This window comes from Serratia sp. L9 (assembly GCF_050632285.1).
Classification (GTDB): Bacteria; Pseudomonadota; Gammaproteobacteria; order Enterobacterales; family Enterobacteriaceae; genus Chania.
In genome coordinates, this window is the sequence record NZ_CP192591.1 from 581,981 (window position 1) to 608,293 (window position 26,313).

General features: G+C 51.1%; 21 protein-coding genes and 3 pseudogenes. 13 read left to right on the forward strand and 11 right to left on the reverse strand.

Annotated elements, in window-relative coordinates; all coding sequences use genetic code 11:
* Positions 1 to 54: 54 nt before the first annotated feature.
* Entirely contained in the window at positions 55 to 1,026 is a 972-nt protein-coding gene (gene ispB / locus ACQ86O_RS02770) for an octaprenyl diphosphate synthase (RefSeq protein ID WP_431224040.1), read from the forward strand.
* Between the two features lie 123 nt (positions 1,027 to 1,149).
* On the opposite strand, the gene ACQ86O_RS02775 is transcribed toward ispB, so the two are convergent.
* Positions 1,150 to 1,503, reverse strand: a complete 354-nt coding sequence (locus ACQ86O_RS02775; RefSeq protein WP_431224041.1) for a DNA-binding protein — start codon at positions 1,501 to 1,503, stop codon at positions 1,150 to 1,152.
* 183 nt (positions 1,504 to 1,686) lie between these two features.
* On the opposite strand from ACQ86O_RS02775, the gene ACQ86O_RS02780 reads away from it, so the two are divergent.
* Positions 1,687 to 1,947, forward strand: coding sequence for a helix-turn-helix domain-containing protein (locus ACQ86O_RS02780; protein ID WP_431224042.1), 261 nt, complete (start codon positions 1,687 to 1,689; stop codon positions 1,945 to 1,947).
* Between the two features lie 68 nt (positions 1,948 to 2,015).
* Here ACQ86O_RS02780 and mdh read toward each other — a convergent pair whose 3' ends face one another.
* Positions 2,016 to 2,954: a malate dehydrogenase gene (mdh, locus tag ACQ86O_RS02785; RefSeq protein ID WP_431224043.1), complete on the reverse strand. Its 939-nt coding sequence runs from the start codon at positions 2,952 to 2,954 to the stop codon at positions 2,016 to 2,018.
* Between the two features lie 468 nt (positions 2,955 to 3,422).
* Between mdh and argR the strand changes: the two genes are divergently transcribed.
* From argR to yhcN (ACQ86O_RS02800), 3 genes are all read left to right on the forward strand, one after another.
* On the forward strand, positions 3,423 to 3,893 hold the full coding sequence (argR, locus tag ACQ86O_RS02790) for a transcriptional regulator ArgR (protein WP_431224044.1): 471 nt from the start codon (positions 3,423 to 3,425) through the stop codon (positions 3,891 to 3,893).
* A gap of 526 nt (positions 3,894 to 4,419) precedes the next feature.
* A complete protein-coding gene (yhcN, locus tag ACQ86O_RS02795; RefSeq protein WP_431224045.1) occupies positions 4,420 to 4,683 on the forward strand; it encodes a peroxide/acid stress response protein YhcN in 264 nt (87 codons plus the stop codon).
* Between the two features lie 133 nt (positions 4,684 to 4,816).
* Positions 4,817 to 5,080, forward strand: a complete 264-nt coding sequence (gene yhcN / locus ACQ86O_RS02800; RefSeq protein WP_431224046.1) for a peroxide/acid stress response protein YhcN — start codon at positions 4,817 to 4,819, stop codon at positions 5,078 to 5,080.
* A 189-nt stretch (positions 5,081 to 5,269) separates the two neighbouring features.
* On the opposite strand, the gene mpl is transcribed toward yhcN (ACQ86O_RS02800), so the two are convergent.
* Positions 5,270 to 6,649 carry a UDP-N-acetylmuramate:L-alanyl-gamma-D-glutamyl-meso-diaminopimelate ligase gene (gene mpl, locus ACQ86O_RS02805; protein ID WP_431224047.1) on the reverse strand — a complete coding sequence of 460 codons (1,380 nt, stop codon included), beginning with the start codon at positions 6,647 to 6,649 and terminating at the stop codon, positions 5,270 to 5,272.
* A gap of 170 nt (positions 6,650 to 6,819) precedes the next feature.
* Here mpl and fbp point away from each other — a divergent pair, with 170 nt between their 5' ends.
* Entirely contained in the window at positions 6,820 to 7,824 is a 1,005-nt protein-coding gene (gene fbp, locus ACQ86O_RS02810; protein WP_431224048.1) for a class 1 fructose-bisphosphatase, read from the forward strand.
* 39 nt (positions 7,825 to 7,863) lie between these two features.
* On the opposite strand, the gene ACQ86O_RS02815 is transcribed toward fbp, so the two are convergent.
* Complete coding sequence (locus ACQ86O_RS02815; protein WP_431224049.1) at positions 7,864 to 9,417, reverse strand: methyl-accepting chemotaxis protein; 1,554 nt, start codon at positions 9,415 to 9,417, stop codon at positions 7,864 to 7,866.
* A gap of 256 nt (positions 9,418 to 9,673) precedes the next feature.
* Between ACQ86O_RS02815 and ppa the strand changes: the two genes are divergently transcribed.
* The gene (ppa, locus tag ACQ86O_RS02820) at positions 9,674 to 10,201 is read left to right on the forward strand and encodes an inorganic diphosphatase (RefSeq protein ID WP_431224050.1); all 528 of its coding nucleotides are present in this window, start codon (positions 9,674 to 9,676) and stop codon (positions 10,199 to 10,201) included.
* 50 nt (positions 10,202 to 10,251) lie between these two features.
* On the opposite strand, the gene ACQ86O_RS02825 is transcribed toward ppa, so the two are convergent.
* From ACQ86O_RS02825 to tamA, 3 genes and pseudogenes are all read right to left on the reverse strand, one after another.
* Positions 10,252 to 10,602 (reverse strand): gamma-glutamylcyclotransferase family protein, encoded by a 351-nt coding sequence (locus ACQ86O_RS02825; RefSeq protein WP_431224051.1) that lies wholly within the window; start codon positions 10,600 to 10,602, stop codon positions 10,252 to 10,254.
* A gap of 3 nt (positions 10,603 to 10,605) precedes the next feature.
* Positions 10,606 to 14,427: pseudogene (gene tamB, locus ACQ86O_RS02830) on the reverse strand (autotransporter assembly complex protein TamB).
* Positions 14,424 to 16,160, reverse strand: a complete 1,737-nt coding sequence (gene tamA, locus ACQ86O_RS02835) for an autotransporter assembly complex protein TamA (RefSeq protein ID WP_431224052.1) — start codon at positions 16,158 to 16,160, stop codon at positions 14,424 to 14,426. Before tamA ends, tamB begins: the two are co-directional and overlap by 4 nt.
* A gap of 288 nt (positions 16,161 to 16,448) precedes the next feature.
* On the opposite strand from tamA, the gene msrA reads away from it, so the two are divergent.
* Complete coding sequence (gene msrA / locus ACQ86O_RS02840; protein ID WP_431225633.1) at positions 16,449 to 17,087, forward strand: peptide-methionine (S)-S-oxide reductase MsrA; 639 nt, start codon at positions 16,449 to 16,451, stop codon at positions 17,085 to 17,087.
* Positions 17,088 to 17,277: 190 nt separating this feature from the next.
* Positions 17,278 to 18,608, forward strand: a pseudogene (locus ACQ86O_RS02845) (hemolysin family protein).
* Positions 18,609 to 18,757: 149 nt separating this feature from the next.
* Here the strand turns inward: ACQ86O_RS02845 and ACQ86O_RS02850 are convergent.
* Entirely contained in the window at positions 18,758 to 18,964 is a 207-nt protein-coding gene (locus tag ACQ86O_RS02850; protein WP_431224053.1) for a DUF1107 domain-containing protein, read from the reverse strand.
* Positions 18,965 to 19,294: 330 nt separating this feature from the next.
* On the opposite strand from ACQ86O_RS02850, the gene ACQ86O_RS02855 reads away from it, so the two are divergent.
* Positions 19,295 to 19,849: a YtfJ family protein gene (locus tag ACQ86O_RS02855; protein WP_431224054.1), complete on the forward strand. Its 555-nt coding sequence runs from the start codon at positions 19,295 to 19,297 to the stop codon at positions 19,847 to 19,849.
* A gap of 39 nt (positions 19,850 to 19,888) precedes the next feature.
* Here the strand turns inward: ACQ86O_RS02855 and cysQ are convergent.
* A pseudogene (gene cysQ, locus ACQ86O_RS02860) lies at positions 19,889 to 20,628 on the reverse strand (3'(2'),5'-bisphosphate nucleotidase CysQ).
* 341 nt (positions 20,629 to 20,969) lie between these two features.
* Between cysQ and ACQ86O_RS02865 the strand changes: the two are divergent.
* Together ACQ86O_RS02865 and ACQ86O_RS02870 are read left to right on the forward strand one after the other, a co-directional pair.
* The gene (locus tag ACQ86O_RS02865; RefSeq protein ID WP_431224055.1) at positions 20,970 to 22,913 is read left to right on the forward strand and encodes a bifunctional 2',3'-cyclic-nucleotide 2'-phosphodiesterase/3'-nucleotidase; all 1,944 of its coding nucleotides are present in this window, start codon (positions 20,970 to 20,972) and stop codon (positions 22,911 to 22,913) included.
* A 219-nt stretch (positions 22,914 to 23,132) separates the two neighbouring features.
* A complete protein-coding gene (locus tag ACQ86O_RS02870; protein WP_431225846.1) occupies positions 23,133 to 23,879 on the forward strand; it encodes a hypothetical protein in 747 nt (248 codons plus the stop codon).
* Positions 23,880 to 24,143: 264 nt separating this feature from the next.
* Here ACQ86O_RS02870 and ACQ86O_RS02875 read toward each other — a convergent pair whose 3' ends face one another.
* Positions 24,144 to 24,623: an Hcp family type VI secretion system effector gene (locus tag ACQ86O_RS02875; protein WP_431224056.1), complete on the reverse strand. Its 480-nt coding sequence runs from the start codon at positions 24,621 to 24,623 to the stop codon at positions 24,144 to 24,146.
* Positions 24,624 to 24,895: 272 nt separating this feature from the next.
* Between ACQ86O_RS02875 and ytfE the strand changes: the two genes are divergently transcribed.
* Complete coding sequence (gene ytfE / locus ACQ86O_RS02880) at positions 24,896 to 25,561, forward strand: iron-sulfur cluster repair protein YtfE (protein ID WP_431224057.1); 666 nt, start codon at positions 24,896 to 24,898, stop codon at positions 25,559 to 25,561.
* 45 nt (positions 25,562 to 25,606) lie between these two features.
* On the opposite strand, the gene ACQ86O_RS02885 is transcribed toward ytfE, so the two are convergent.
* Positions 25,607 to 26,227: a peptidylprolyl isomerase gene (locus ACQ86O_RS02885; protein WP_431224058.1), complete on the reverse strand. Its 621-nt coding sequence runs from the start codon at positions 26,225 to 26,227 to the stop codon at positions 25,607 to 25,609.
* Positions 26,228 to 26,313: the final 86 nt, after the last annotated feature.

Here is a 26,313-nt window from a genome sequence, read left to right on the forward strand (position 1 = left end):
GATGTGAGCAGCGATCTCATCGCGGTGAACAGAAACACAGCTGAAAAAAATACAATGAACCTAGAACAAATTACTGAGTTAACCGCGCAAGATATGGCGGCCGTGAACGCAACAATTCTTGAACAGTTGAATTCCGATGTCACGCTCATCAATCAACTTGGCTATTACATTATCAGCGGTGGCGGTAAGCGCATTCGTCCGATGATCGCCGTTCTGGCGGCTCGGGCGCTGCACTATCAAGGTAATAAGCATATTACCGTTGCTGCCCTGATTGAATTCATTCATACCGCGACCCTGCTGCATGACGACGTGGTGGATGAATCGGATATGCGCCGTGGTAAGGCCACCGCCAACGCGGCGTTCGGCAATGCTGCCAGCGTGTTGGTCGGCGATTTCATCTATACGCGTGCCTTCCAGATGATGACCAGTATGGAATCACTGCGCGTGCTGGCGGTGATGTCAGAAGCGGTCAACGTCATCGCCGAAGGTGAAGTGCTGCAGTTGATGAACGTAAACGATCCGGATATCAGTGAAGAAAGCTATATGCGGGTCATTTACAGCAAAACTGCTCGTCTGTTTGAAGCGGCGGCGCAATCTTCCGCCATTCTCTCTGACGCGAGCGAAGCGGAAGAAAAAGCCCTGCAGGATTATGGCCGCTACCTTGGCACGGCTTTCCAGTTGATCGACGATCTGCTCGATTACAGCGCGGATGGCGTCACCCTGGGTAAAAATACCGGTGACGATCTGAATGAAGGTAAACCGACGTTACCTTTATTGCATGCCATGCATCACGGCAATGCTGAACAGTCCGCAATGATCCGTGGAGCGATAGAGCAGGGAAATGGCCGTCATCTGCTGGAGCCAGTTCTGGCAGCCATGCAGTCATGCGGTTCGCTCAGCTATACGCGCCAACGAGCGGAGGAGGAAGCCGACAAGGCCATTGCAGCCTTGCAAGCCTTACCGGAATCGCCACATCGTTCTGCACTGGAAGGATTAGCACACCTTGCGGTTCAACGCGATTTTTAAGAAACAACGATTTCTATATATCTCCATAGGCCTGCCAAGCAGGCCTATCCATTCTTAGAACCCGCTCTGGCATTCTTTACGCCAGGTAGAAACTGAAGCGCCTGGAGTAAACAGCAGCTTCCGCTATTTATTTCTTTCAGTAATCCACGTCAGCAGGCTGCCCACACCTTCCCGCATCAGAAATTCCATCACTTTCACCCGTTCGCTCTCCGAAAGGTGGTAGTAGTACTCAATCCACGCCAACAAGGGATCCTGACGCTCTGCTTCATAAGACGCAGGCTCTTCCCGCAGTATCAACAGGTTTTTAACGTTACTGGGCAAGCTGTCGAGGTGGTATTCCAACGCCTTTCCCTGCACACCCTTCCGGCGGCGGCTGATCCAGCCTTCACGCCGAGCCATTAGGTTGATTCCCTGTGTAGAGGAAGGTAATCCTGCGATGCCTGTAAGCTCCTTGGCGGCAAACCACTCGTTTTTCATAGCCATTATCTCGTGACACTAATGTGACAATTTCTATTTTTCAGAAACCAATAAGATATTTTTGGGAAACTTAATGGTATCCTGCTTTCTGAGTAAGCGTTTCGTGTTGTTCAAACGATTAACTCTGACCTGTTAGTTATACCACTAACAGTACTTTCACTAATCAAAAAAAGGAATGTAAATATGAATTCACGGAATCCAGATTGGCATCCAGCAGACGTCATAGCAGCATTGAAAAAGAGAGGTACCACAATGGCTGCGGTTTCACGCCAAGCTGGCCTGAGCTCATCCACGCTGGCAAACGCGCTGTTACGCCCCTGGCCAAAAGGAGAATGGTTGATCGCTGATGCACTGAATGTGCACCCCGCTGAGATCTGGCCAAGCAGATATTTTGATCCACGCACGCATCATCTGCTGGATCGAAAAGGTCGAATGAAATCATGAGAAAACAAAAAACCGCCGGAGTTTGCCCCGGCGGCTTATGCAATACCAATACGGCTTATGTTTGGGGATCAGTTATTGATAAATTTCTCACCCAACTCGATATCTTTGTGCAGCACATCCAGCATTTCGTTCAACGCTTTTTGTTCAAAGGCGCTCAGGGTGCCGATGTCTTTACGTTCTTCAACACCGTTTTTACCCAGCACCAGCGGTTGTGCGAAGAAGCGGGCATATTTGCCATCACCTTCAACATAAGCACATTCCACGACGCCTTTTTCACCGCTCAATGCACGCACCAGCGACAGGCCAAAACGCGCTGCAGCCTGCCCCATAGATAGAGTTGCAGAGCCGCCACCGGCTTTGGCTTCAACGACTTCGGTACCTGCGTTCTGGATACGTTTAGTCAGATCAGCCACTTCCTGATCGCTAAAGCTTACGCCAGGGATCTGTGACAGCAGAGGCAAAATAGTCACGCCAGAGTGGCCGCCAATAACCGGCACATCCAGTTCTTCTGGCTTTTTGCCTTTCAGCTCAGCCACAAAGGTGTTGGAACGGATGATATCCAGCGATGTCACGCCAAACAGTTTGTTCTTGTCGTAAACGCCAGCTTTCTTCAATACTTCGGCAGCAATGGCAACGGTGGTGTTTACCGGGTTGGTGATAATCCCGATGCAGGCTTTCGGACAGGTTTTAGCCACTTGCTCGATCAGGTTACGCACGATACCGGCGTTGACGTTGAACAGATCTGAACGATCCATGCCTGGTTTACGCGCAACACCAGCAGAAATCAGCACCACATCCGCACCTTGCAGCGCAGGGGTTGCATCTTCACCGCCGAAGCCTTTGATTTTAACTGCGGTTGGGATATGGCTTAAATCGACGGCAACGCCTGGGGTAACAGGGGCAATGTCGTAGAGAGAGAGTTCAGAACCTGAAGGAAGCTGGGTCTTGAGTAGAAGGGCGAGCGCCTGGCCGATACCGCCAGCAGCACCGAGAACTGCAACTTTCATCCTATACTCCTTTATTTTTTATCTTGAATATAAAAGCGCCGTGAATTCTTGGTCTCGGACCTTAATTTATCACACCTTTAAAAACAACCTCTTAACAGTCGGTTTTAGATCTGGCGCAATAAAATGATCGTTGTTGCGGTCATTCTAAATTAAAAAGCTTACGCATTAAGGGCATAGCGCACACTAATCAAAAATAGTGCGAGACACTTCACGTTCGCGTTAACCGGCCGTTACATTACACCCTTACATAACATCAGAACAACATCATTTTAATAACATCTTCTTTACCAGAGAGCTGGCTCGCTTCCCTCATTGAAAGGGCATATTCATGAGCTTCGGATTTTGTTAAAATCTCTCCCTTTCCTTGACTCTAGGGCATTACTATTTCCCCAGCCCTGATCTGTATTGCATAAAAATTCATTTATATGCATAATAATGAACTCCATTACCAACAGTCTACGGTGCAAAATGCGTAATCCCGCAAAACAGGAAGATCTGATCAAGGCGTTTAAGGCGTTATTGAAAGAAGAAAAATTCAGTTCTCAAGGCGAGATCGTTTTGGCGCTGCAAGAAGAAGGCTTTGAGAATATTAACCAATCCAAGGTATCACGCATGCTGACCAAGTTCGGTGCAGTGCGCACGCGTAATGCCAAAATGGAGATGGTGTACTGCCTTCCGGCCGAACTCGGTGTGCCAACCACCACCAGTCCGTTGAAGAATCTGGTACTGGATGTCGACCATAATGATGCCGTTGTGGTGATCCATACCAGCCCTGGCGCAGCACAATTGATCGCCCGCCTGTTAGACTCACTGGGCAAATCGGAAGGGATCCTGGGCACAATTGCTGGTGATGATACTATTTTTGTTACCCCGGCCAGCACTTTTACCGCACGCCAGCTGTATGAAGCCATTCTTTCGTTGTTCGAGCAGGAACTCTGATGCCTTGAGCTATACCGCTAGATTTGAAGCGGTCGCTATGCGACAAGGTTAGCATTGCAGGAGCGCTGTTATCCGGCGCCCTTAAGGTTTGCGCCCGCAGACGCCAAGCCGCTTTTACCAGGCGGCAGCCATAACTCTCTGCCGCACGTTATTAGCCTCTTCTTAACCCTTTGTTTACCACCTCAGTTTTTTTACTGCGCCCCTACCATGTTTAAAACTGCTTATCAGCCCACCCACAGCACATTTAAATGACAATTTAAGCTGGCTAGTGAGAGTCACTGGTTAATTCCGCACTTTTGGTCAAAAACACTTACCCCATTGATATTACATAAATTTAACATTGAAAGAACGTTTTATAAGCGCTTTTTATTCCATTCGGTTATTAAAAACCGTACTGAACCGAATAAAGTTTCACTAGAAATTGTTAGCTTCCTATTAATTTTTACAGTTACTAGATGTATACTCATTTTCGTGACGTAAATCACAGTTCATTGGAACTGATAAAAGAATACGAAGAGGATAAATCATGAACATTAAAACTACTGTAGCAACAATTAGCCTGCTTTCTATGCTGTCTTTCGGTGCTTTTGCAGCACAGTCAATTGACGCGTCTCAGGCACAAAAACTGCAATCTGCCGGCACCATTACCGTCAGCGGCGTAGGCTCTGCACCTTCAGATATTCGTCAGGCACTGTCTGCCAAAGCCGATGCTCAAGGCGCGACGGCTTACCGTGTCATCGAAGCTCGCAGTGAAGGCAACTACCACGCGACTGCGGAAATTTATAAATAATTACAATGTGTTATGCGATTTTCGCACAGTAATTCTCTGGTAAAAATCACGTTAGATAACAGCCTTCAAGTATAAAAAACGCTGTAAAGCCCTTCCAGGCCGTTATCTTCGAGCCATCAAGGATCCAAGTATCATGAACATGAAAACAACCATCGCTGCAATTAGCCTGCTCTCTGCCGTTTCTTTCGGTGCCTCTGCTGCCACCCTGGTGACAGATGCCCAGGCCAGCAATATGCAATCTATCGGCACCATTACCGCTAGCGGTGTGACCGGCGCACCTTCCAATATCCGTCAGGCGCTGTCTGATAAAGCTGACCAGCAAGGCGCTAAAGCCTATCGCGTTGTCGAAGCCTATGAAAACGGCAACTGGCACGCCACTGCAGAAATTTATAAATAATAATTCAGGGCTGCATTTGCCGAACTGATTACCCTCGTCACTGCCACTGCCGAGTTCTCAGGTAAATGCACATTCCCTGAAAAAATCGTCGTCCTATCCGACGAACCCCATTGCCCTCTTCGCGAGGGCTTTTTTGTGAGCGTAAAAAAGGCCGCAGCAGCGGCCTTATCTTGGGGATGCAATTAAACCTCAGTAGGTTTCTTTCGGCTCAGCCTTATTCGCCAACCCAGCCAACAGTTTGTCATGAATACCACCAAAACCGCCGTTGCTCATTACCAGAATATGGTCGCCTGGCTGTGCGGTTTTCACGATCATGTCCACCAGCGTATCAAGGTCGGCACTCCAATGCGCCGGTTGCACGCAGGCATCCGCGACTTCAGCAACCTGCCATGGAATGTGATGGGGCTGGAACAGGAATACTTCATCGGCACGGCCAAGCGAAGGTGCCAGATCGTTTTTGCTGATCCCCATCTTCATGGTGTTTGAACGCGGTTCCAGTACGGCCAGAATACGGGCTGTCCCACCTACTTTGCCACGTAAAGCGGCCAGCGTTGCCAGAATAGCGGTAGGATGATGAGCAAAGTCGTCATAAACCGTGACACCATGTGCTTCACCACGCAATTCCAAGCGGCGACGAGCGTTGATAAAATCACCCAGTGCGCGGCAGGCATCGGCTGGCTGTACACCCACATGGCGAGTGGCTGCAATGGCCATCAGGCCATTATGCATGTTGTGCTCACCCACCAGAACCCAATTCACCTCACCCACTTTCTCACCGTTGAGGAGAACTTCGTAGTGGCTGGCATCCGTGGTCAACTTATGCGCACACCAGGCACCTTCTTCACCAATCCACTCTTGTTCACTCCAACAGCCCATCGCCATGACCTGCTTCAGATGCGCGTCGTTCTCCGGCAGGATAATCTTGCCTTTGCCCGGCACCAGGCGCACCAGATGGTGGAACTGTTTCTGGATCGCTTTCAGATCGTCAAAAATATCCGCATGATCGAATTCGAGGTTGTTCATGATCAGCGTACGTGGGCTGTAGTGAACAAACTTGGAGCGTTTGTCGAAGAAAGCACTGTCGTACTCATCGGCCTCAATGACAAAGAATGGGCTGCCGCCAAGACGGGCAGAAACATCAAAGTTACCCGGCACGCCACCAATCACAAAGCCCGGCTGATAGCCGCAAGCCTCCAGGATCCAGCTTGCCATCCCGGCGGTGGTCGTTTTCCCGTGTGTCCCCGCTACCGCCAGCACCCAGCGATCGCGCAGCACATAATCATGCAGCCACTGCGGGCCAGAAACGTAAGGAATGCCCTGTTCCAGCACCGCCTCCACACAAGGGTTACCCCGGCTCATCGCATTGCCGATAATCACCAAATCCGGCACCGGATCCAACTGAGCGGGATCATAACCCTGGATCAGGTTTATGCCCTGGTTTTCCAGCAGGGTGCTCATCGGAGGATAAACGTTGGCATCTGAACCCGTCACCTCATGCCCAAGCGAACGTGCCAGCATTGCCAGCCCACCCATAAAGGTGCCGCAGATCCCAAGAATATGTATGCGCATTAGGTTTCTCATTTAAGTGCATCGATTTAGTGCCTATTCTAACGCTCAGAATCGTCCAGAAGAAATGGATTTGCCTATGAATCACGAGTTGCTTTGGGCTACACTGCTGGCGAAAACGTTGGCGGTATGTTAACGAACCGCTATCCATCCGTAGATTCAGGGATTGTGTCATGAAAACGTTAGGCGAATTTATCGTCGAAAAACAGCACGACTTTTCACACGCTACCGGCGAACTGACCGCATTACTTTCTGCCATTAAACTGGGCGCCAAAATCATCCACCGTGATATCAACAAAGCCGGTCTGGTTGATATTCTCGGGACCAGCGGCATTTCAAACGTTCAGGGCGAAGTTCAGATGAAACTGGATCTTTTCGCCAACGAAAAACTGAAAGCTGCATTGAAAGCACGCGGTGAAGTTGCAGGTATCGCTTCGGAAGAAGAAGACGAGATCGTGATTTTTGACGGCGAGCGAGCTGAAAATGGTAAATATGTGGTGTTGATGGATCCGTTGGACGGTTCGTCCAACATTGATGTCAACGTTTCGGTGGGGACGATTTTCTCTATCTATCGCCGTATCACTCCGGTTGGCACCCCCGTCACCGAAGAAGATTTCCTGCAGCCTGGCCACGCCCAGGTTGCTGCCGGCTACGTAGTTTATGGATCTTCTACCATGCTGGTTTACACCACCGGTTATGGCGTGCATGCCTTTACCTACGATCCTTCTCTGGGCGTATTCTGCCTCTCTCACGAGAAAGTTCGCTTCCCGGAAAAAGCCAATATGTATTCCATCAACGAAGGTAACTACATCAAGTTCCCGCTCGGGGTGAAGAAATACATCAAGTATTGCCAAGAGCAGGATGAAGCGACTCACCGCCCTTACACTTCACGCTATATCGGCTCACTGGTTGCTGACTTCCACCGTAACCTGCTCAAAGGCGGCATTTATATTTATCCAAGCACCGCCAGCCACCCGAAAGGTAAACTGCGCCTGCTGTATGAATGCAACCCAATGGCTTTCCTGGCAGAACAGGCCGGCGGTAAAGCCAGCGATGGTAAAAACCGCATTCTGGATATCGTGCCAGAGCTGTTGCACCAGCGTGCGCCGTTCTTCGTAGGCACCAAGTCGATGGTTGAAGACGCCGAACGCTTTATTGCTGAAAACCCAGACGAATAACGCCGTAATGAAGGGGCGGTATACCGCCCCTCTACCGCATTACAGTTTGAACACCGCCATGCTTTGTGCCAACGCCTGCGCCTGTTCCTCCAGAGAACGGGTTGCCGCAGCCGCCTCTTCTACCAACGCCGCATTCTGCTGGGCCACCTGATCCATCTGGGCCACCGCCAGGTTGACCTGCTCAATCCCACTGCTTTGCTCACGGGTTGCCGCTGAAATTTCTCGCATCAGAGCCGTAACACGCCCCACTTCCCCAGTGATACCGTTCATGGTCTTCGCCGCAGTTCCCGCCATCTGCTCACCTTCCTGTACCCGGTTTTGTGAGGCCTCGATCAACCCTTTTATCTCCTTGGCCGATTGCGCACTGCGTTGAGCCAGGCTGCGTACTTCACCGGCCACCACGGCAAAACCGCGGCCTTGCTCACCGGCACGCGCGGCCTCTACCGCTGCATTCAGTGCCAGGATATTAGTCTGGAACGCAATACCGTCCATGACGCTGATAATATCGGCGATACGGCGGGAACTGTCGGTAATGGCCTGCATCTTGCTCATGACCTGGCTGACCACCTCACTGCCTTGTTCGGCAATATCCGATACGCTCAGCGCCAGTTGATTGGCCTGCTCACAGTTTTCGGCATTCATCCTCACCGTGGAGGTCAGTTGCTCCATGCTGGCGGCAGTTTCCTCTAAAGACGCAGCCGACTCCTCGGTTCGTTGCGCCAGATGAACGTTACCGGCCGCCAATTCGCGCGAGCCAGTGTCAATCTGGCTGCTGGCATCGCGCACCTTGCTGACTGACACGACCAACGACTGCTGCATACGCCGCATGGCCCGCACCAGGCGCCCCATTTCGGTATCCCCTTCACCGCTAATATCGTGGGTCAGATCCCCTTCAGCGATATATTCCAACTGGGCAATCGACTCATCCAGTGGTCGCAGGATAATCAGACGCAGTGCGAACCAGGCCAATACCGCCAGCAAGACGCTGAGCAACCCGGCGGAGACGACCAGGATGATCTTGGTGGTAGCATTGCTCTGCGCTTCATGGACATGTTGTTGCCCGACCTCCATCGCAAACGCACGGAACTCACCGAGGTCATCTTCAAACGCGATGCTCAGCTTGGAAATTTTATTCTCCTGAATGGCGTAGTAATCATCCAGCTTGCCGGCCTTGATCGCTGCCGCCATCGGCTCAACGCCCTGTTCCAGATAAGCGCGATAGCTTGCCTGCATACGTTGAGAGAACTGGCGGCCACGCTCGGTCACGGTGCCGACGTTAACAAAGCGCGCCATTTCTCCTTTTGACTGTTCGAGATAGCCATCGATCCGTTTGACCGTGGCATCGGCGACGTCAATCTGGCCTATCTCGCGTTGGTGTACCGCAAGCGCGGCGGCCGTTCTGGCCCGTAGTGTCAGGTTTGAGCTATTGGCCAATGAGCCCAGTTCTTCCCCCAGGATCTGGTTCAGGGTGCCCAGCGAACGCGAGCCTTCGTTAATCGCTTTCACACCAATGATGCTGACGATAATCAGCAGCAACGTCATCAGACTCAGCAAGGCAATCAGCCCGGCCTTGACCGTAATTCTTTTTAACATGAGTTCTTCCCGGCTTTAAAAGATAAGTCACAACAGATGTAAGGAGGTAAAACGCGGGGCCAGCTAAAGCTGAACCCTTATTATTTGATGAAGTTATCGGCTGCCGGGAAGAAAACTTAATGCCGTAGGAGATTAATCTGGAAATTACCCCCTCATTACTCAAGCCATGAGTCAGCGATGAAAAGGACAGGAAATCGCAAAAGAGTCCGCTATAATAGCCCCCACTCCATTTCTGGTTTGATTAAAGGAAACCGACATGAGCTTGAATCTGGTCCCTGCTGGCAAAGACCTGCCGGAAGACATCTATGTAGTTATCGAAATCCCGGCTAACGCCGATCCGATCAAATATGAAATCGACAAAGAAACCGGCTCGCTGTTCGTTGACCGTTTCATGTCTACCGCGATGTTCTATCCGTGCAACTACGGTTACATCAACCACACCCTGTCACTGGATGGTGATCCGGTTGACGTGCTGGTACCAACCCCATACCCGCTGCAGCCAGGCTCAGTGATCCGCTGCCGTCCGGTTGGCGTACTGAAAATGACTGACGAAGCCGGTGAAGATGCAAAACTGGTCGCCGTTCCGCACAGCAAGCTGACCAAAGAATACGATCACATAAAAGATGTGAACGACCTGCCGGAACTGCTGAAAGCGCAGATTACCCACTTCTTCGAGCACTACAAAGATCTGGAAAAAGGCAAATGGGTGAAAGTAGATGGTTGGGCAGACGCTGCTGCAGCCAAAGCTGAAATCATCGCCTCTTTCGAACGCGCCAAAAAGTAATTAGCAGCCCGTTCTGGAAGGAAAAACACCGCTCAATGAGCGGTGTTTTTTTACTGCTTTTCGTCAAGACGCTTTAGCCAATCACCGCTTTTAATCTGCGGGTAACCGTCCACGCTGTGCTTATACAGGTAGATCCACGCACTACCATAAGGCGTCTGAATCAGCTCGCGCTTATAGTCCTTGGTATTGCTTTTTAAATCGTCCAGCTCTGCCAGAATCGATGAGTTAATACGATACACTTCACAGTGTATCTTGCCCTCTCCAGGGATCGCCGCCGGGTAGTGACCCAGATTATAAAGCTGATAGCCTTCTAACTCATGTTCACCCAGCCATTGGGCGTTGGTCATCCAATGGCTGTTTCCCTGGTTGCGTCTTAAACTGCCGTAGACAATTATTCGCATAGCTCAAAACTCAAACTGATAAAGCACATCCAGTGCCTGGTCAAGGCCAGACACCGCTTCCAGATACAACCTAGGCATCAGGCGGTATCGCAACGTCAGCGTGGCCAATGAATCGAATATCCCCACCCCATATTTTACTTGTAAGCCAGGGAGGACATAACCGCTCACCACAACCTGGGAGCTGTCTCCAACTCCCTCGGTATCAAGGGCCAGATTACTTACGCCAAACGCCTCGCCGATTTTACCCACAAGTTGACCACTTTGTGCAACCCCCATACCAATTAACATTGAGGTCATGGCGTTACCATCTGCGCCGGTACTGCCCAATCCCTGGCCCCGCAACAAATAAGACAGCGCTTCCTGTTGCGACATTGCCGGGTCGGAGAACACTTCCAGCCTTGGCGCATCGGCCATACCGGTCACACGAACCCCGGCAGTGACACCATCTTCCGTTGCATCCGGGTTGCGGATCGCCTCAATATTCAGCAGGGGTTGATCCGGTGGGCCAGAAAACAGCAGTTGGCCCTTACGCACGATCAGATCCTGCCCGTAGGCATGGAAGCGGCCCGAAGGGATATTAATCTGGCCATTCAACCCCAGGCCATTCCTGTCCTGTGCAACCCGCAGATCACCCTGCAATCTGGCTTTCAGGCCGAAAGCGTCCAGGCGCACGTCGTTGCCGACACGGATCATCAAGTTACTGTTGATTGGGATGCCCGCCGTCGCCGGCTGGATCGGTTTCAGTTGGTTATCCAGCATCACTTCATCTGGAGAAATCCCTACCGCGCTCTCAGGCAGTTCCTGCACCGTAATACGTGCCCAAGGTATATTTACCGAACCGTTTAACGAGAATAGCTGCGGCGTGGCTTCAAACACGACGTCCGGGGAAACATCGATGCGCACCATCGGAGGGAGCGTTACCCGCAGCCGATCGCCTTTGGCGGCAATACGCGCCCGCCAGGCGTTGATATCACGCCAGTCGGCATCACCTGACAGATTAAGTTGCCCATGAGTGGTGGCGAGCAACCCCTCCAAGGTCGAGGTCATACCGTTGAAGTTCAGCGTCAGGCGGCCTTCGGTCATATCGAACGGCATCCAGTGGCCAACGATGGCTACCTTATCCAGCGCCAGGCGGCCAAATACTAACGGATTCTGCGCGTTGCCCCCCAGTTGCAGATTGGCATTCAGCATCCCCGTGGCTTTCTCGCCCTGCGTCAATATCGGGTTGAGCAATGCCAGGGAAATATTGGTGATATTCACATTACCGCTGATAGCGCGGCGCACCTGCGGATCGGTAATCTGAATGTTGCCGTTAAGCTGCCCATTATTGGCCAACTTAATCAGCCAGTCCGCCTGCGCACGGCCATTATTCAGACCCGCGTTCAAATTCAAAGTATCAAAGGCAATCGGTAAGGCGTTGCCCTGAACCTGCTGCACCACTTTAACGCCATTACCCACCAGTGAAACTCTCGCTTGCGGCAACGCCCCCCGGTTGCCAACTGACATCAGCCCGGCCACTAAAGACGCCGCTCATAGCGGTATCTGGCCCCAGGAAGGGTTTTATCATGGCTAAATCAAAGCGGTTAAGCACCACGCTAGCCTGGCCACTGGCACCGGCTTCGATGGTTCTCGGCACACAAAGTTCGGCATTCGGGTTCACCCAACAATGCGGCCCCACGCTGATTTTCTGCTGGGTATTCAGGTAATCCAGCGCGATGGAGCGGGTAAGGCGCCATTCGCCTACCGGTGTATCAAACCGGGTATTATTCAGATTGCCGCGCCAACGCTGCTGCTGGCGATCAAAGCTGCCCTCCAGGGCCAACTGTCCGGCAACCGGCTTGCCGTCAATATTCAGATGAAGCCGATGCTGGCGTTCGCTGCCTCTGGCATCCAGCGTCATCAGATTGATCTGCAGAGCATCCTGTTTCAGTTGTTCAACCCGTACGGCCAATTGCCCCTGGATCTGATCGCTGGATCGGACATCTCCATCGATTTTCACCCGATTGATGTGCAGCGCCTGCCATTGCAAACCTGTCGCGGTCAGATCTGCCAACAACTGTGGCGCCTGGAGATTACCACGCAGCTTCAACAGCCCTCTGACATTCCCAGCAAGCCCCGGTAAGGCGCCATCGAGTTGCGGTGCATCGACATTAGCATCCAGCACCCAGCTTTTCTCATTCAACTGACCTTTCACGTTGAGCGTATTGCGCCCCAGCGCCAGATCGATCCCAGGGATCGTCCACTGCCCGGCCGCATTGCCACGCAGCGATCCCCGCGCTGAAACTTTGTTTTGCTTCACGTTACCGTCAAGTTGCAGCACCGGGACCTGCAATTGCCAACTGCCGCCGTGCAAGCTGCCCCGGGTCGTCATCTTACCCTCCAGCCTTGCTGGCCATTCTGGCCATTGCCTGGCGGTATTAATGCCAGTCAGCGTCAGTTGCGACGTCCAGCTTATCGCCTTGCTCCAGTCCACCAATGCCGTAAGATCGGTATTGCCTTCCAAGGCCGCCAGCCGTAAACGTTCAAGCCTAAACTGTTCAAGATTACCTTTACCGTCCAGCGTCAGCACTGCCGGGGGAGATCCTGCCCTTTGAAATTGGCTCGGGTAGATAACGCATAATCCGCAGCCTTGCCGCTAAAGCGCAGGCGGAAATCATTAACCTGATACTGCGCCTCACCAGTCAGCGGCCATTTAAGCTGCTTACTTTGCAGCGTCACTGCCAACGGCAAGCCGGCCTCCGCCAAGCGGGTTTGCACATCCAACTGCGCACCGACCGGCCCGGAGAGGTTAAGTGCCACTTTCAGCTCTTCACGCAGCCCGCCAGCCACATTCAGCTTTATCTTCTCGCCTTTCAGTGGATCGATATTCAGCGTACTGTTGGCCGTCATTTCTACCGGCCAATTGCCGGTCAGTGTGGCCTGGCCTTTTGCAGAAAGCATGCCCTGTGGCGATCTCACGTCAAAACGATCCAGTTGGATGTGCTGGTCTTTGGTACTGGCCTGCAGCAATAGCCGGGTGATCGCCACTTCGGTATCACCGGTCAAATGCAACTGCTCACCGCTGATTTCCTGAACGGTAATATCAAGTGGCAGACGAATTTCAGGCAGATCCGGCAACAATGGTTTGGCAAACAACGCTTTCAAGGTTTCACCCAGTGGTTTCTCTTCCACTGGCGGTGGTACTAACGCTGGCGCAACCGTGACTTTCTCCGCCACCTTCTCGGCCACCACCTCCGCAGCAGGTTGCAGAACTTGCGGCAAAGGATTCACTGGTGTTTTTGGCAGCGCGATCAGCAAGGCACGGATCGTGGTTGGCATCAGGGTCAGGGATCGTTCTTGCCACTGCGCACCGGTGCTGAACTCACCAAGTGAAATCGCGGTATCGTCCACGCTGACTTTAACGTTATTCAACGCCAGTTTACGCAGGGTAATCGGATAAGGAGTGCTGATTTCAGTAAGCGGTTGGCTTTGCTCGTCTACCGGCGCAGAAGGGGCCATTTCGGCAGTTTTTACTACAACATCAACATCCTGTGTGGTCAACGCATTGACGCACAGCGAGCTGCGTTTCAAGCAGGAGAGATCGAGCGAGAGATGGAGCTGTCCGGCGTTAACCGACACGCCCGGCATCTGATACTTCACGCCCTTTAAGGTCAAATCACGCCAACCACCGCTGACTGCCGCAATCTCCAAGCCAGGTACCCAGCGAGCCGCACCGTTGATGACCATATGCAGGCCGGTGGTCGTCCCCAGCAGAAACGCCAGCGTCCCCACCAGCAGCAACAGCAGGATCAAAAATCCCAGACAAATCTTTTTCAACAGTTTCATAGTTCTGGCCCCAAACCGATATAGAACTGCATACCGTGGGTTTCTTTATCCCCAATGGGTGCAGCAATATCCAGCTTCACCGGCCCAACCGGCGACTGCCAGCGTACCCCTACCCCTGCACCGGTTTTGAAATTGCTGTCTTGGAAATTGTTGACTGCCTGCCCTGAGTCAACAAACATCGCCCCCCACCAGCGGCCCGTGACGTTATATTGATACTCCAGTGAGCCCGTCACCATTTTGGATGCACCGGTCAGCTTGCCATCGTCATCACGCGGGGAAATGCCCTGGAATTTGTAACCACGGATACTGCGATCGCCACCGGCGAAGAAGCGCAAATCGGGCGGCACCTTGTCAAAGTCGTTGGTTTCTATCCAGCCTATCTGCCCACGGGCCACGAAACGGTGTTTTTCCGCCAGGGTGCGGATCCAGACGTTTTGCGCCTGCATCAGCGCAAAATCGACCCCGGAGCCCCAGGTGGTATCAGACACGTCAATGGAATAACGCTGGCTATCCCCCCAGACCGGCATCAGGCCACCGCGTGAACGCGTGCGGTTTATGGTAACGCCAGGGTAAAGCAGCATGGTGGTGTTAGTCACGGTACCTTGCGTAAAGTGGTCCAAACGCCAGCTGAGATTCAGCGCACGCTGCCAACCACTGGAGAGATCCCAGTTACGTGAAACCACCACTTTGGTACTGTCAGATTGGGTGTCATTCAGATCCGTGCGCTTGAAACCGCCCTGCAGCAGATAATATTGCTCCAGCGGGCTGCGCAACAAAGGTATTCTATACGTCAGATCCAACTGCTGTTCCGGAGCAGAAATATTGGCGGAGGTGATCAGACTATGGCCTCGATCGTTCAGCCAGGGTTTTCTCCAGGTTCCCCGCACGCGTGGACCGATATCGGTAGAGAAACCGCCACCCAGCTCTAAAATATTACTGCTGCGCGGGGTCACCACCGCATCTAGCGGCAAAATCTTGTTCTCTTTGGCGTCGGTGAAATCAGGGGACACCACCACCGAGTTGAACCAGTTTGTGGCGGATAAACGCCGGTTCAGTTCGGCAAGATCGTTTGAGCTGTAATAATCCCCCTGATGAAAGGGCACCAGATTTTGCAGATAATCTTCGCGTATTTGGGAACCTTGGAACTTCACTTTGCCGAAGTGATAGCGCTCGCCACTGTCGAAATCAATGTCCCAAAACGCCTGATGCAGTTCTTCAGCAACGCCGAGCTGGCTCTTGATCATGTTGGCGTCAAAATAACCTTTACGCAGCGCCAGGCCGGTCATCGAACTTTTTAAGCTGTCGTATTTACCGTGATTGAGGATTTCGCCAATGGTTGGCCGGCTCGTTCTGACCAGATTCAGGTAGTCTTCATCGGTTCTGGCGCCACCTTCCAACTGGATATTAGCCCCGGCGATACGTATCGGCTCACCAGGATTGACCTTGGCACGCAATATTGGCCGCGAAAGCTCCGGGCTGTCGTCAAAAGTAAAATCAATAATCGGCTGATAATAACCCAGTGGCCGCAGCCCCTGACGGATAGCCGCATCCACCCGCGCGCGAAAACGCCCCTCGGCATTGACCTCTTCCGGCGTGATCGCCGAAAGGCGCACTCGGACATTTTGCTCCAATTCGCCGCTCAGGCCTTCAACCTGAAGCCGCACATTCGCCGCAAACACTGACTGTGTTACGAATAGCGCACATAAAACGCAAAGGGCACGGTATCGTGGCACACGTTCTCCTTAATTTATCTTATTTTCCTGTCAGTACCTTTGCTCTGGTGCAGGGCGGCTCCGCGCTATCAGGACAACGCCCTTTACAGCGGATCTCCAGATGCTGCCTATCCGGTTTTTCTGTTACCGAAAACAAGACGCATTCTTGGCTTTTTACGCTCAAAATACTGCGTTAAGCTTATACACAAACACAAGATAGGGCTTATTGTGGGCAAAGAAGTGGACAGATACAACTGACACACGCCTCTATTAGGTCAATTCTTATTATGGCAACAGGAGTCAACCGTGGTGCAATCTTTTGATAAGTCTCAAAACGTCGATAAGGCAAGTGCGCTCCCAGGCCGTACCACGCCAATGCTGGTGGCAACCACTAACCTGGTAACTGGCCATTCGATGACCTTCGTGCCTGAGGGAATGGAAACAGCCATCTTCGCGATGGGTTGTTTCTGGGGAGTTGAGCGCTTGTTCTGGCAGCAACAAGGGGTATACAGCACGGCGGCTGGCTACAGCGGTGGTTACACGCCAAATCCTACTTACCGCGAAGTTTGCAGCGGCCAGACAGGGCACGCTGAAGTGGTGCTGGTGGTGTTCGATCCCAAAGTCATCAGCTACCGGAATCTGCTACAGGTATTTTGGGAAAACCACGATCCTGCCCAAGGTATGCGCCAAGGTGGTGATATCGGTACCCAATACCGCTCCGCCCTTTATTATGCCGACGCCAAACAACAGGCAGAAGCTGAACAAAGCCTGCAGCGTTTCCAGAGGGCGATGGATGAAGCAGGCGATAAACGCACCATTACCACCGAAATCGCACCGGCGCTGCCTTTCTACTATGCAGAAGACGACCATCAGCAATACTTGCACAAAAACCCGGCAGGCTATTGCGGCCTGGGTGGCATTGGGGTTTGCCTGCCACCGCAAGGTTAACTTACTAATTTTTAACCACTGGCGGCCCTCACAGGGCAACTGCTATACTGTCTGGGGCCATATTTCATGGCCCCCGCTTTTTGTTAAAGCCCTGGTGGGCGTAGTGTTCAACGCCCCAACAATTAACTTTTTATACGGTATTACCCCTCCGAAAGAGCGCCGCCATCCCGTCGGCACGAATGGATAGACTATGTTAAACAGTATTTTACTGATTCTTTTTCTGATTGCAGTGAGTGCGTTTTTCTCGCTTTCAGAAATCTCTCTGGCTGCGTCACGCAAGATCAAACTCAAGCTGATGGCCGACGAAGGTAACGTCAATGCCGCCAGAGTCCTTAAACTGCAAGAAACACCAGGTATCTTCTTTACCGTTGTGCAAATTGGCCTCAATGCCGTGGCCATCCTTGGCGGTATTGTCGGCGATGCAGCGTTCTCCCCACCTTTAAAGTGTTGTTCGATCGCTTCCTGTCACCCGAACTCTCAGAGCAAATCAGCTTCATGTGTTCGTTTGTGCTGGTCACCAGTTTGTTCATCCTGTTCGCAGATTTAACACCGAAGCGCATCGGTATGATTGCACCAGAGACGGTCGCCGTCCGGATCATCAACCCGATGCGTTTCTCAATCATGATCTGCCGCCCGTTGGTCTGGTTCTTCAATGGCATGGCCAATCTGATTTTCCGCATGTTCAAACTGCCAATGGTGCGTAAAGACGATATCACCTCCGATGACATCTATGCCGTGGTGGAGGCCGGGGCACTGGCCGGTGTACTGCGCAAGCAGGAACATGAGTTGATTGAAAACGTCTTTGAACTTGAATCACGCACCGTACCCTCTTCAATGACCTCCCGTGAAAGCGTGATCTACTTCGATTTGCGCGAAAGCGAAGAGAGTATCAAAGAGAAGATCTCTACCCATCCGCACTCCAAATTCCTGGTGTGCGATGGCCATATCGATCAGGTTGTCGGTTATGTCGATTCCAAAGACCTGTTGAACCGCGTATTGGGCAACCAGAGTCTGGTGTTAAGCAGCGGCGTGCAAATCCGCTCGGCGTTGATCGTGCCAGATACGCTGACGCTGTCAGAAGCGCTGGAAAGCTTTAAAACTGCGGGTGAAGACTTTGCGGTGATCCTCAACGAATATGCGCTAGTGGTTGGCATCATCACCCTGAATGACGTAATGACCACTCTGATGGGCGATCTGGTTGGCCAGGGGCAGGAAGAACAAATTGTGGCCCGTGATGAAAACTCGTGGCTGATTGAGGGCGGTACCCCCATCGAAGACGTGATGCGTGTGCTGCATATCGATGAATTCCCACAGGCAGGCAACTACGAAACCATCGGCGGTTTTATGATGTATATGCTGCGCAAGATCCCGAAGCGTACCGACTTCGTGAAGTATGCCGGGTACAAGTTTGAGGTCGTCGACATCGACAGCTACAAAATTGACCAGTTGCTGGTCACCAGACTGATCGACAAACCAACCATTGTGCTGCCAAAAACGCCGGAAGAAACCACTCAGGCCTAGTTGGGATAACCGTTGCCCCGAGCCAGAAACATCAGCGGCCCCATAGTGGGGCCGCAGTTATTTGTGCTTTGCAGGTACTCCAGTCTACCCTCTGGATTTCGATTCGCAGTATCTATAGCGGCGGTCTGAAAAGCCTCGGGTATCGCGCATTAACCCATCTCTGCCTGTAGTAACAACACCTGCCGGTTGACCTCGGACATCACGTTGAAGTGGCGCTTGTCACGCACTTTCGGCAACAGGATCTTGCCTTTGTCGAACTCAAACGCCCCCATATCCTTGATGTATAGCCTTCCACGAAACAGGGTTTTTACATACTTGGCCACTTTAAGTGGATTATAACGCTGGAAGATTCTCATCGTTTTTACTCTCCTCCCGTTGGATCCATGCGCTCAGCGAGCGGCCAAAAGTGGCTACCTCGACATTCGGAGCGCAACTTGATTGCTTTCTAGTAGACCTAGTAAAGACTATTTCGTTCAACTCTGCCTGGGTTTCCCCGCTGGATTTACACTTTTTGACAGAATTGTATATAATAATTTATAACTTTTTCAGTATATCCATTCAAAAACAGCGTGTTTAGAGCCAGATAGGCAAACTGCGATCCGGCTAACAGGACAGACCTCCGATGACCACCTATGCTTTAGGCACCAGAGTCATATCAATACTGATCCCCTTTTGCAGGAGAATGCATGAAAAAAACTAGCATGCTAATTATATCGCTGCTGTTGGCCCCTATTTTGGCCTCTGCTCACAATTTCCAACTCCAACAGCGCGTGGCCCCGATTGGCGTCAGCGATAAAGGAGAACTGGATTACGCTAATGATAAGTTTAGCTACAAAGCCTGGAATAGCGCTCAGCTCGGTGGAAAAGTGCGAGTGATGCAACATATTGCTGGCCGAACCTCTGCCAAAGAGCTGAACGAGCCGCTAATCGAAGCGATCAAGGCAGCTAAACTACCGCACGATCGTTACCAAACGACGACAATCGTCAATACCGACGATGCCATCATCGGTACCGCAGTTTTCGTACGTAACAGTATAGAAGACAGCAAAAAAGAGTTCCCCTGGTCGCAGTTTATTGTCGATAGCAATGGCATCGTCAAAAAAGCCTGGGATCTGCAGCCAAAAAGTTCGGCGATTGTGGTGTTGGATAAAGATGGCAAGATCCAGTTTGCCAAAGATGGCGCACTGACACCGCAAGAGGTACAGCAGGTGATGGATCTGCTGCACCAATTACTGAAATAATCTTGAAACGATGCCCGCGCTTTTGTTGGCGGGCATCGCTTAGAACAAAGAAACCCTAAAGCCAGGATTAAGGAAGGACTCACGCGGCGTGTAAAGCAGCGGCTTACCTTGCCAATCATGGATCTGCGCCCCGGCAGCTACCGCCACCGCATGCCCCGCAGCCGTATCCCAGATATTGGTTGGCCCAAAACGCGGGTAAAGCTGCGCTCTCCCTTCCGCCACCAGGCAAAACTTCAGTGATGAACCGACCGAAATGGTTTGGTGTTCGCCTAGTTGCTGCAGGTAATCCCGCAATTCATCGTCGCTATGAGAACGGCTGACCACCACCAGTGGCAGCTCGGCATTACTGACACTAATCGCTAGGCGCCGCCCCCTTCTTCCTTCCAGGCCTTGCCACGCTCAGCCAGATACAACACATCCAGCACAGGTGCAAACACCACGCCCATCACCGCTTCACCGTCTTCAATCAATGCGATATTGACCGTGAACTCTCCGTTACGGTGTAAAAACTCTTTGGTGCCGTCGAGTGGGTCTACCAGCCAGTAACGAGTCCAGTTGCGACGGATCTCCCAGGCGGGAGGATCCTCTTCCGACAGCAAAGGAATTTCCGGCGTCAGCGCCGCCAGGCCACGTTTGATAATATGGTGCGCGGCCAGATCGGCGGCAGTCACCGGTGAATCGTCTTTTTTATGCGCCACATCAAGCGGTTGTTCACCATTATATACCGCCATGATCGCTGCTCCCGCTTCGCGGGACAGTTGGCAAATCTGCTCCAACATAGTGCACCTCAGACATTCTGTTCCGTGGGAAATTGCCCCCTGCTCCAGGCTTTGCCCTACTTTTAACCCAGGTACCGTCGCGGCCACAACCGCTAATAATCAGGGTGGAGGGTGTAATGGTTGGGCATAGCCTAACTTGCAGCCTAGTTTTTTTCTGCAGAATATCCATCTCAACTCGCTAAGCTGCGGTATTTCCACAAGTCTTCGTCGTCACAACTTTGCACATCTGTGCGTTACATTCGGCTGCTTTCTGCCAAACTTCACAGTTTATTGAGATAGCCAATGGTAATTACATACTCTTTTGGGATACCTCTCGAACAATAACGCAATGGAGATAACCAATGACCCTACGATTATCCGCCCTCACTCTGTTAGTGTGCGCCTCAGCCCAGGCTGCCACAGTCGATCTTCGCGTGATGGAAACCAGTGACCTGCACAGTAATATGATGGACTTTGACTATTACAAGGATAAACCGACCGACAAATTCGGCCTGGCGCGCACCGCCAGCCTGATCCACGATGCTCGGCAGCAGGTAACCAACAGCGTGCTGGTAGATAACGGTGACCTTATTCAAGGCAGCCCCTTGGGCGATTATATGGCTGCCAAGGGATTAAAACCTGGCAATATTCACCCGGTCTATAGGGCAATGAACACGCTGGATTACGCCGTAGGCAATATTGGCAACCACGAGTTCAACTATGGTCTCGACTACCTGAAGAATGCTCTGGCCGGAGCCAAATTCCCCTACGTTAACGCCAACGTCATCGACGCCACTACGCAGCAACCTCTGTTCACCCCTTATATTATTGTCGATACCCCGGTAAAAGATCGTGACGGCAAGGCACATACTTTGCGTATCGGCTACATCGGTTTCGTACCGCCTCAGATCCTGGTCTGGGACAAAGCCAATCTGCAGGGGAAAGTGACGGTCAACGACATCACCGAAACCGCCAGGCATTACGTACCGGAAATGCGTAAACAGGGGGCAGACCTGGTCATTGCGATCCCTCACTCCGGCCTTTCCAGTGATCCCTACAAGGTAATGGCAGAGAACTCTGTTTACTACCTCAGCCAGGTTCCGGGTATCGATGCCATCATGTTTGGACATGCCCATGCGGTATTCCCAAGCAAGGATTTCGCCAATATCAAGGGCGTAGACATCGACCAGGGCTTGCTGAACGGCATCCCCGCAGTGATGCCGGGCCAGTGGGGCGATCATCTCGGCATCGTGGATCTGCAAATGAATAACGATGCGGGTAGCTGGGAGGTTACCGCCGCAAAAGCGCAGGCCCGGCCTATTTATGACAAAGAAAACAAGAGATCGCTGGCAGTAGAAGACCCCGCACTGGTGAAAGTGCTGGCAGAAGCGCACAAGGGGACGCGTGATTTTGTCAGTAAACCGATCGGCAAGTCCGACGGCAATATGTACAGCTATCTGGCCCTGGTACAGGACGATCCTACCGTACAGATTGTCAATAATGCGCAAAAAGCCTACGTGGAACACTATATTCAGGGCGACCCGGACCTGGCAGATCTACCCGTGCTGACCGCTGCCGCACCGTTCAAGGTGGGTGGCCGCAAGAACGATCCCGCCAGTTATGTCGAAGTGGAAAAAGGCCAACTCACCTTCCGTAATGCCGCCGATCTTTATCTCTATCCCAATACTCTGGTGGTGGTCAAAGCCAGCGGCAAGGAAGTCAAAGAGTGGCTGGAATGCTCCGCCGGGCAGTTCAATCAAATCGACATTAACAGCAGCAAGCCGCAGGAACTGATCAACTGGGACGGTTTCCGCACCTATAACTTCGACGTGATTGATGGTGTCAATTATCAGATTGATGTCAGCCAACCCGCGCGTTATGACGGGGAATGCGCACTGATTAATGAAAAAGCTGAACGCATCAAGCAACTCACTTTCAATGGTAAACCGATCGATCCGGATGCTACTTTCCTGGTTGCGACCAATAACTATCGCGCTTACGGCGGCAAGTTTGCCGGTACGGGCGATAAACATATCGCCTTTGCTTCACCCGATGAGAACCGCTCGGTATTAGCGGCCTATATCAGCGCGGAAACGCAAAAACATGGCGCGGTAAAACCCCAGGCAGATAACAACTGGCGTCTGGCCAATATCAGCAGCGCTAAGCCGCTGGATATCCGTTTTGAAACTTCCCCTAGCGAGAAAGCAGCCGCATTTATTAAAGATAACGCTCAGTACCCGATGAACGCCAAGGGTAACGACAGCATTGGCTTTGAGTTATATCAGATTGATTTGCAGAGCAAGTAATTAATTTCCGGGCGCGTTACGGCGCGCCTTATCCGTAATATGCCTCAATACAGGCTTGAGGAGTAGAAAACTTAACAACAATCTGGCTACATGGGATTTTGCTTGATAGTATGTCTATATAGCCGGAAACATAGGAATGAACTTTTTGGCAGGATGATGAGGATTACCCAATGGTTAACCTGCTTGGTTACATAGGGATTAAAAAAGGAATTTGTTAACATGATTTATAGTAAACAATCCGCAGATGCCGTATTAGAAAGATATTTTGATGCGTTTATCAAAAAGTCATCGACCGTGATTATTGATACAGTTGAAACTATGGGGTTAGGTGCTGAGAGAACGTTTATGACCGTTGCACCTGAGCTTGTTCCTGAACTAACGATGTTTCCCCAGTACAACCGGGTCATTAAAAATCATTTATCAGCCAACCGGGAACTCATTCTTGTAGAAAATAAAAGAATGGTTATGGCGATTATGATGCTATCAAGAGATTCACTCACGATCTCAGAGATGATAAAAGTAACCATACATACAATTTTCATGTCAATGCCGCCGGAATTACAAGATAGAGTTATTGAAAAACTACCTAGCTTAATTACTCCAAAGGGATCTTCACTTGTCGCTAACACAGCAACAAAAATGGCAACGAAAATAACGTTAACGGAAGCGATAATACGTATTGTCTCATATGCTTTATCCTCAGACCCTGATGTGCTAAAGCAAGCCGGAACAATAACAACTATCACCCTTACAGCCTTTCAAATTTATGCCATCGTAGAAAAAGCGTCAAGATCTGCGCGAAAATTGAGGCGTGAGAATACTGCTATTTACAATCAACTATATCAGATGAAAATAGAGATGCTTTACTTCTTAATCGAGAAGAAAGTGGATACGCTCATCAGTGCTGCCAAAGAGAAGTCAGCCGATGAAGTAATACAATCGTTGAATAATATTTTACAACAATGAGGACTCTATGAAGCTCTTAATTAGTATACTGGCAGGGTGGTCATTTATTGCCTTAGCGCTTTTATTTTTCGCATTCTTCATATACCTATCTTGGCAAGTACCTGAGTCCTTTATGATGTACATTGTGTATGGTGGCTTCTTTTTGTCATTTTACTTATCCTATCTTTTGCAGGATTACTTAAAAAATAAATTTAAACGCTGATTTCTACTCTATTCACCCCCGTACATTCCATCTTGAATGTACGGGCGATATAATAGACTACATTAATAAACTCTATCGTCCCATATGCTATAACCAGAGGTCCCAGCTATTTTATGCTGACATGAGATCGATTCATATCTAAGTGAGATCTTCTCAAATGGCATTGATCCCTGATTATTAATAATGTGTGGGAAGCTTGGGCTTATATCTATTATCGTAGCCTTACTTAGCTTCATTTCATAAAACACTTCCAATGCACCAAATTGATTCAATCGGTATATTGAGAAAATAGGAGTCAACATCTCATTATTTGAGACCGCCATAAGCAACAAGGGGGATGATTTATCAATAGGTTTGATAAATTCTATAGGGTGATGAGTACAGTGTTGCTCTCTTGTGATGGCGCCGTTTAATGATAACACTTGGATCTCGTCTTCATGGCCACTCTGATGGCGATTCCCAATTGAATCAAAAGAACTACACCCGGCAGAAATCAAGCCTTGTGTGCTTCCTGCTAAACTTAAATAAGTATTAAAGCTCATAGAATATCCTTATCGCTTTCGTGAAAGAATGAGAGGTTTTCATGGTATATCCATTTTCTTCAGAGGAAAAGTAAAATACCTTATCAAGGCTGTAGGTTATTACCCTGCAACATTGTCGATTTTACGAATAAATCTCTATATTTTAGCAAACTGAACGTCGTCATCGTGATTGTTCGGCCCAGGCTAGGCTTAGACACTTTTAACAGTAGCGCACTCTTTAAATTGCATTTAAAATGCATGTTAAAGTTTTCTTCCTTTAAAGAGGCATCATCATGGATTACCGCAATCAATCCCTAGGCGCACTCGCCATCTCAATCCCACGAGCCAGCAAGCTGTTTCGCGATTATGATCTGGACTTCTGCTGCGGGGGTAAACAAACCCTGGAGCGTGCTGCCAGCCGCAAAGAACTGGATCTGGATAAGTTGGAAAGTGAGCTGGCTGCACTGGCGGCAGACTCCGTGGATACCCGCGATTGGCGTCTGGCTCCGCTGGCTGAGATCATCGATTATATCCTGCCCCGCTTCCACCAGCGCCACCGTGAACAACTGCCTGAGCTGGTGTTAATGGCGGAAAAGGTTGAGCGAGTTCATGGTGATAAACCTGCCTGCCCGCGCGGATTGGCAAAACAGCTAAACCTGATCCGTCTCGATCTGGAAAATCACATGATGAAGGAAGAACAGATCCTGTTCCCGCTGATTAAGCAAGGTATGGGGCAACAGGCGGCCGGGCCGATTTCGGTGATGGAGCATGAACATGATGAGGCTGGCGAGCAGTTGGAAGTGGTGAAATTCCTCACCAACAACGTCACCCCGCCGGAGGGCGCCTGCAATACCTGGCTGGCCCTGTATAACGGCATCAATACGTTTATCAGCGATCTGATGGAGCATATCCATCTGGAGAACAATCTGTTGTTCCCACGCGCACTGAGCGGCAGATAAAACCAGGGCGCCGTTAAGGCGCCCTTGCTGCAATGCTATAACAGATTACAGAATGTCTAACAGCTCAACTTCAAAGATCAACGCGCTGAACGGAGGGATCGAGGCACCCGCACCACGCTCGCCATAGGCCAGGTTGTGTGGGATATACAACTGCCATTTGGATCCTACCGGCATCAGCGTCAGCGCTTCGATCCAACCTGGGATCACACCGCTCACCGGGAATTCTGCCGGTTGGCCACGTTCAACGGAGCTGTCGAATACATCACCGTTGATCAGGCGGCCAGTGTAATGCACACGCACACGATCCTGGCGGGATGGGATTGGGCCATTGCCCTGCTCCAGAACGGAGAACTGCAGACCAGACTCGGTCAGCGACACTTCATCACGCTTAGCGTTGTCTTCCAGGAACTTCTGGCCCTCTACGGCCATCGCCTTCTGGCGCTCAAGACGCACGGCATCGGCACGTTCGTGGATTTCACGCAGTGCGCGATGTACCACATCTACCGGAACCGCCGGGGCATTCCCTTCCAGTGCGTCACGCAGGCCAGCCAGCAGAGCTTCTGGTTGTAAACCTTCCAGGCCGGACTCTTGCAGTTGCTGGCCGACCTGTAAACCAATCCCGTAACTTGCTTGCGCTTCAACGCTGTCAAAAGAAGGGGTTGTCATGGGGGTTTTCCTTTAGTCTGTATAAAAGTCGAAAGCGCAGCATAGCAGCGCTGGAAAGCCGGGTAAAATCTTGTGTGGAGAATGAT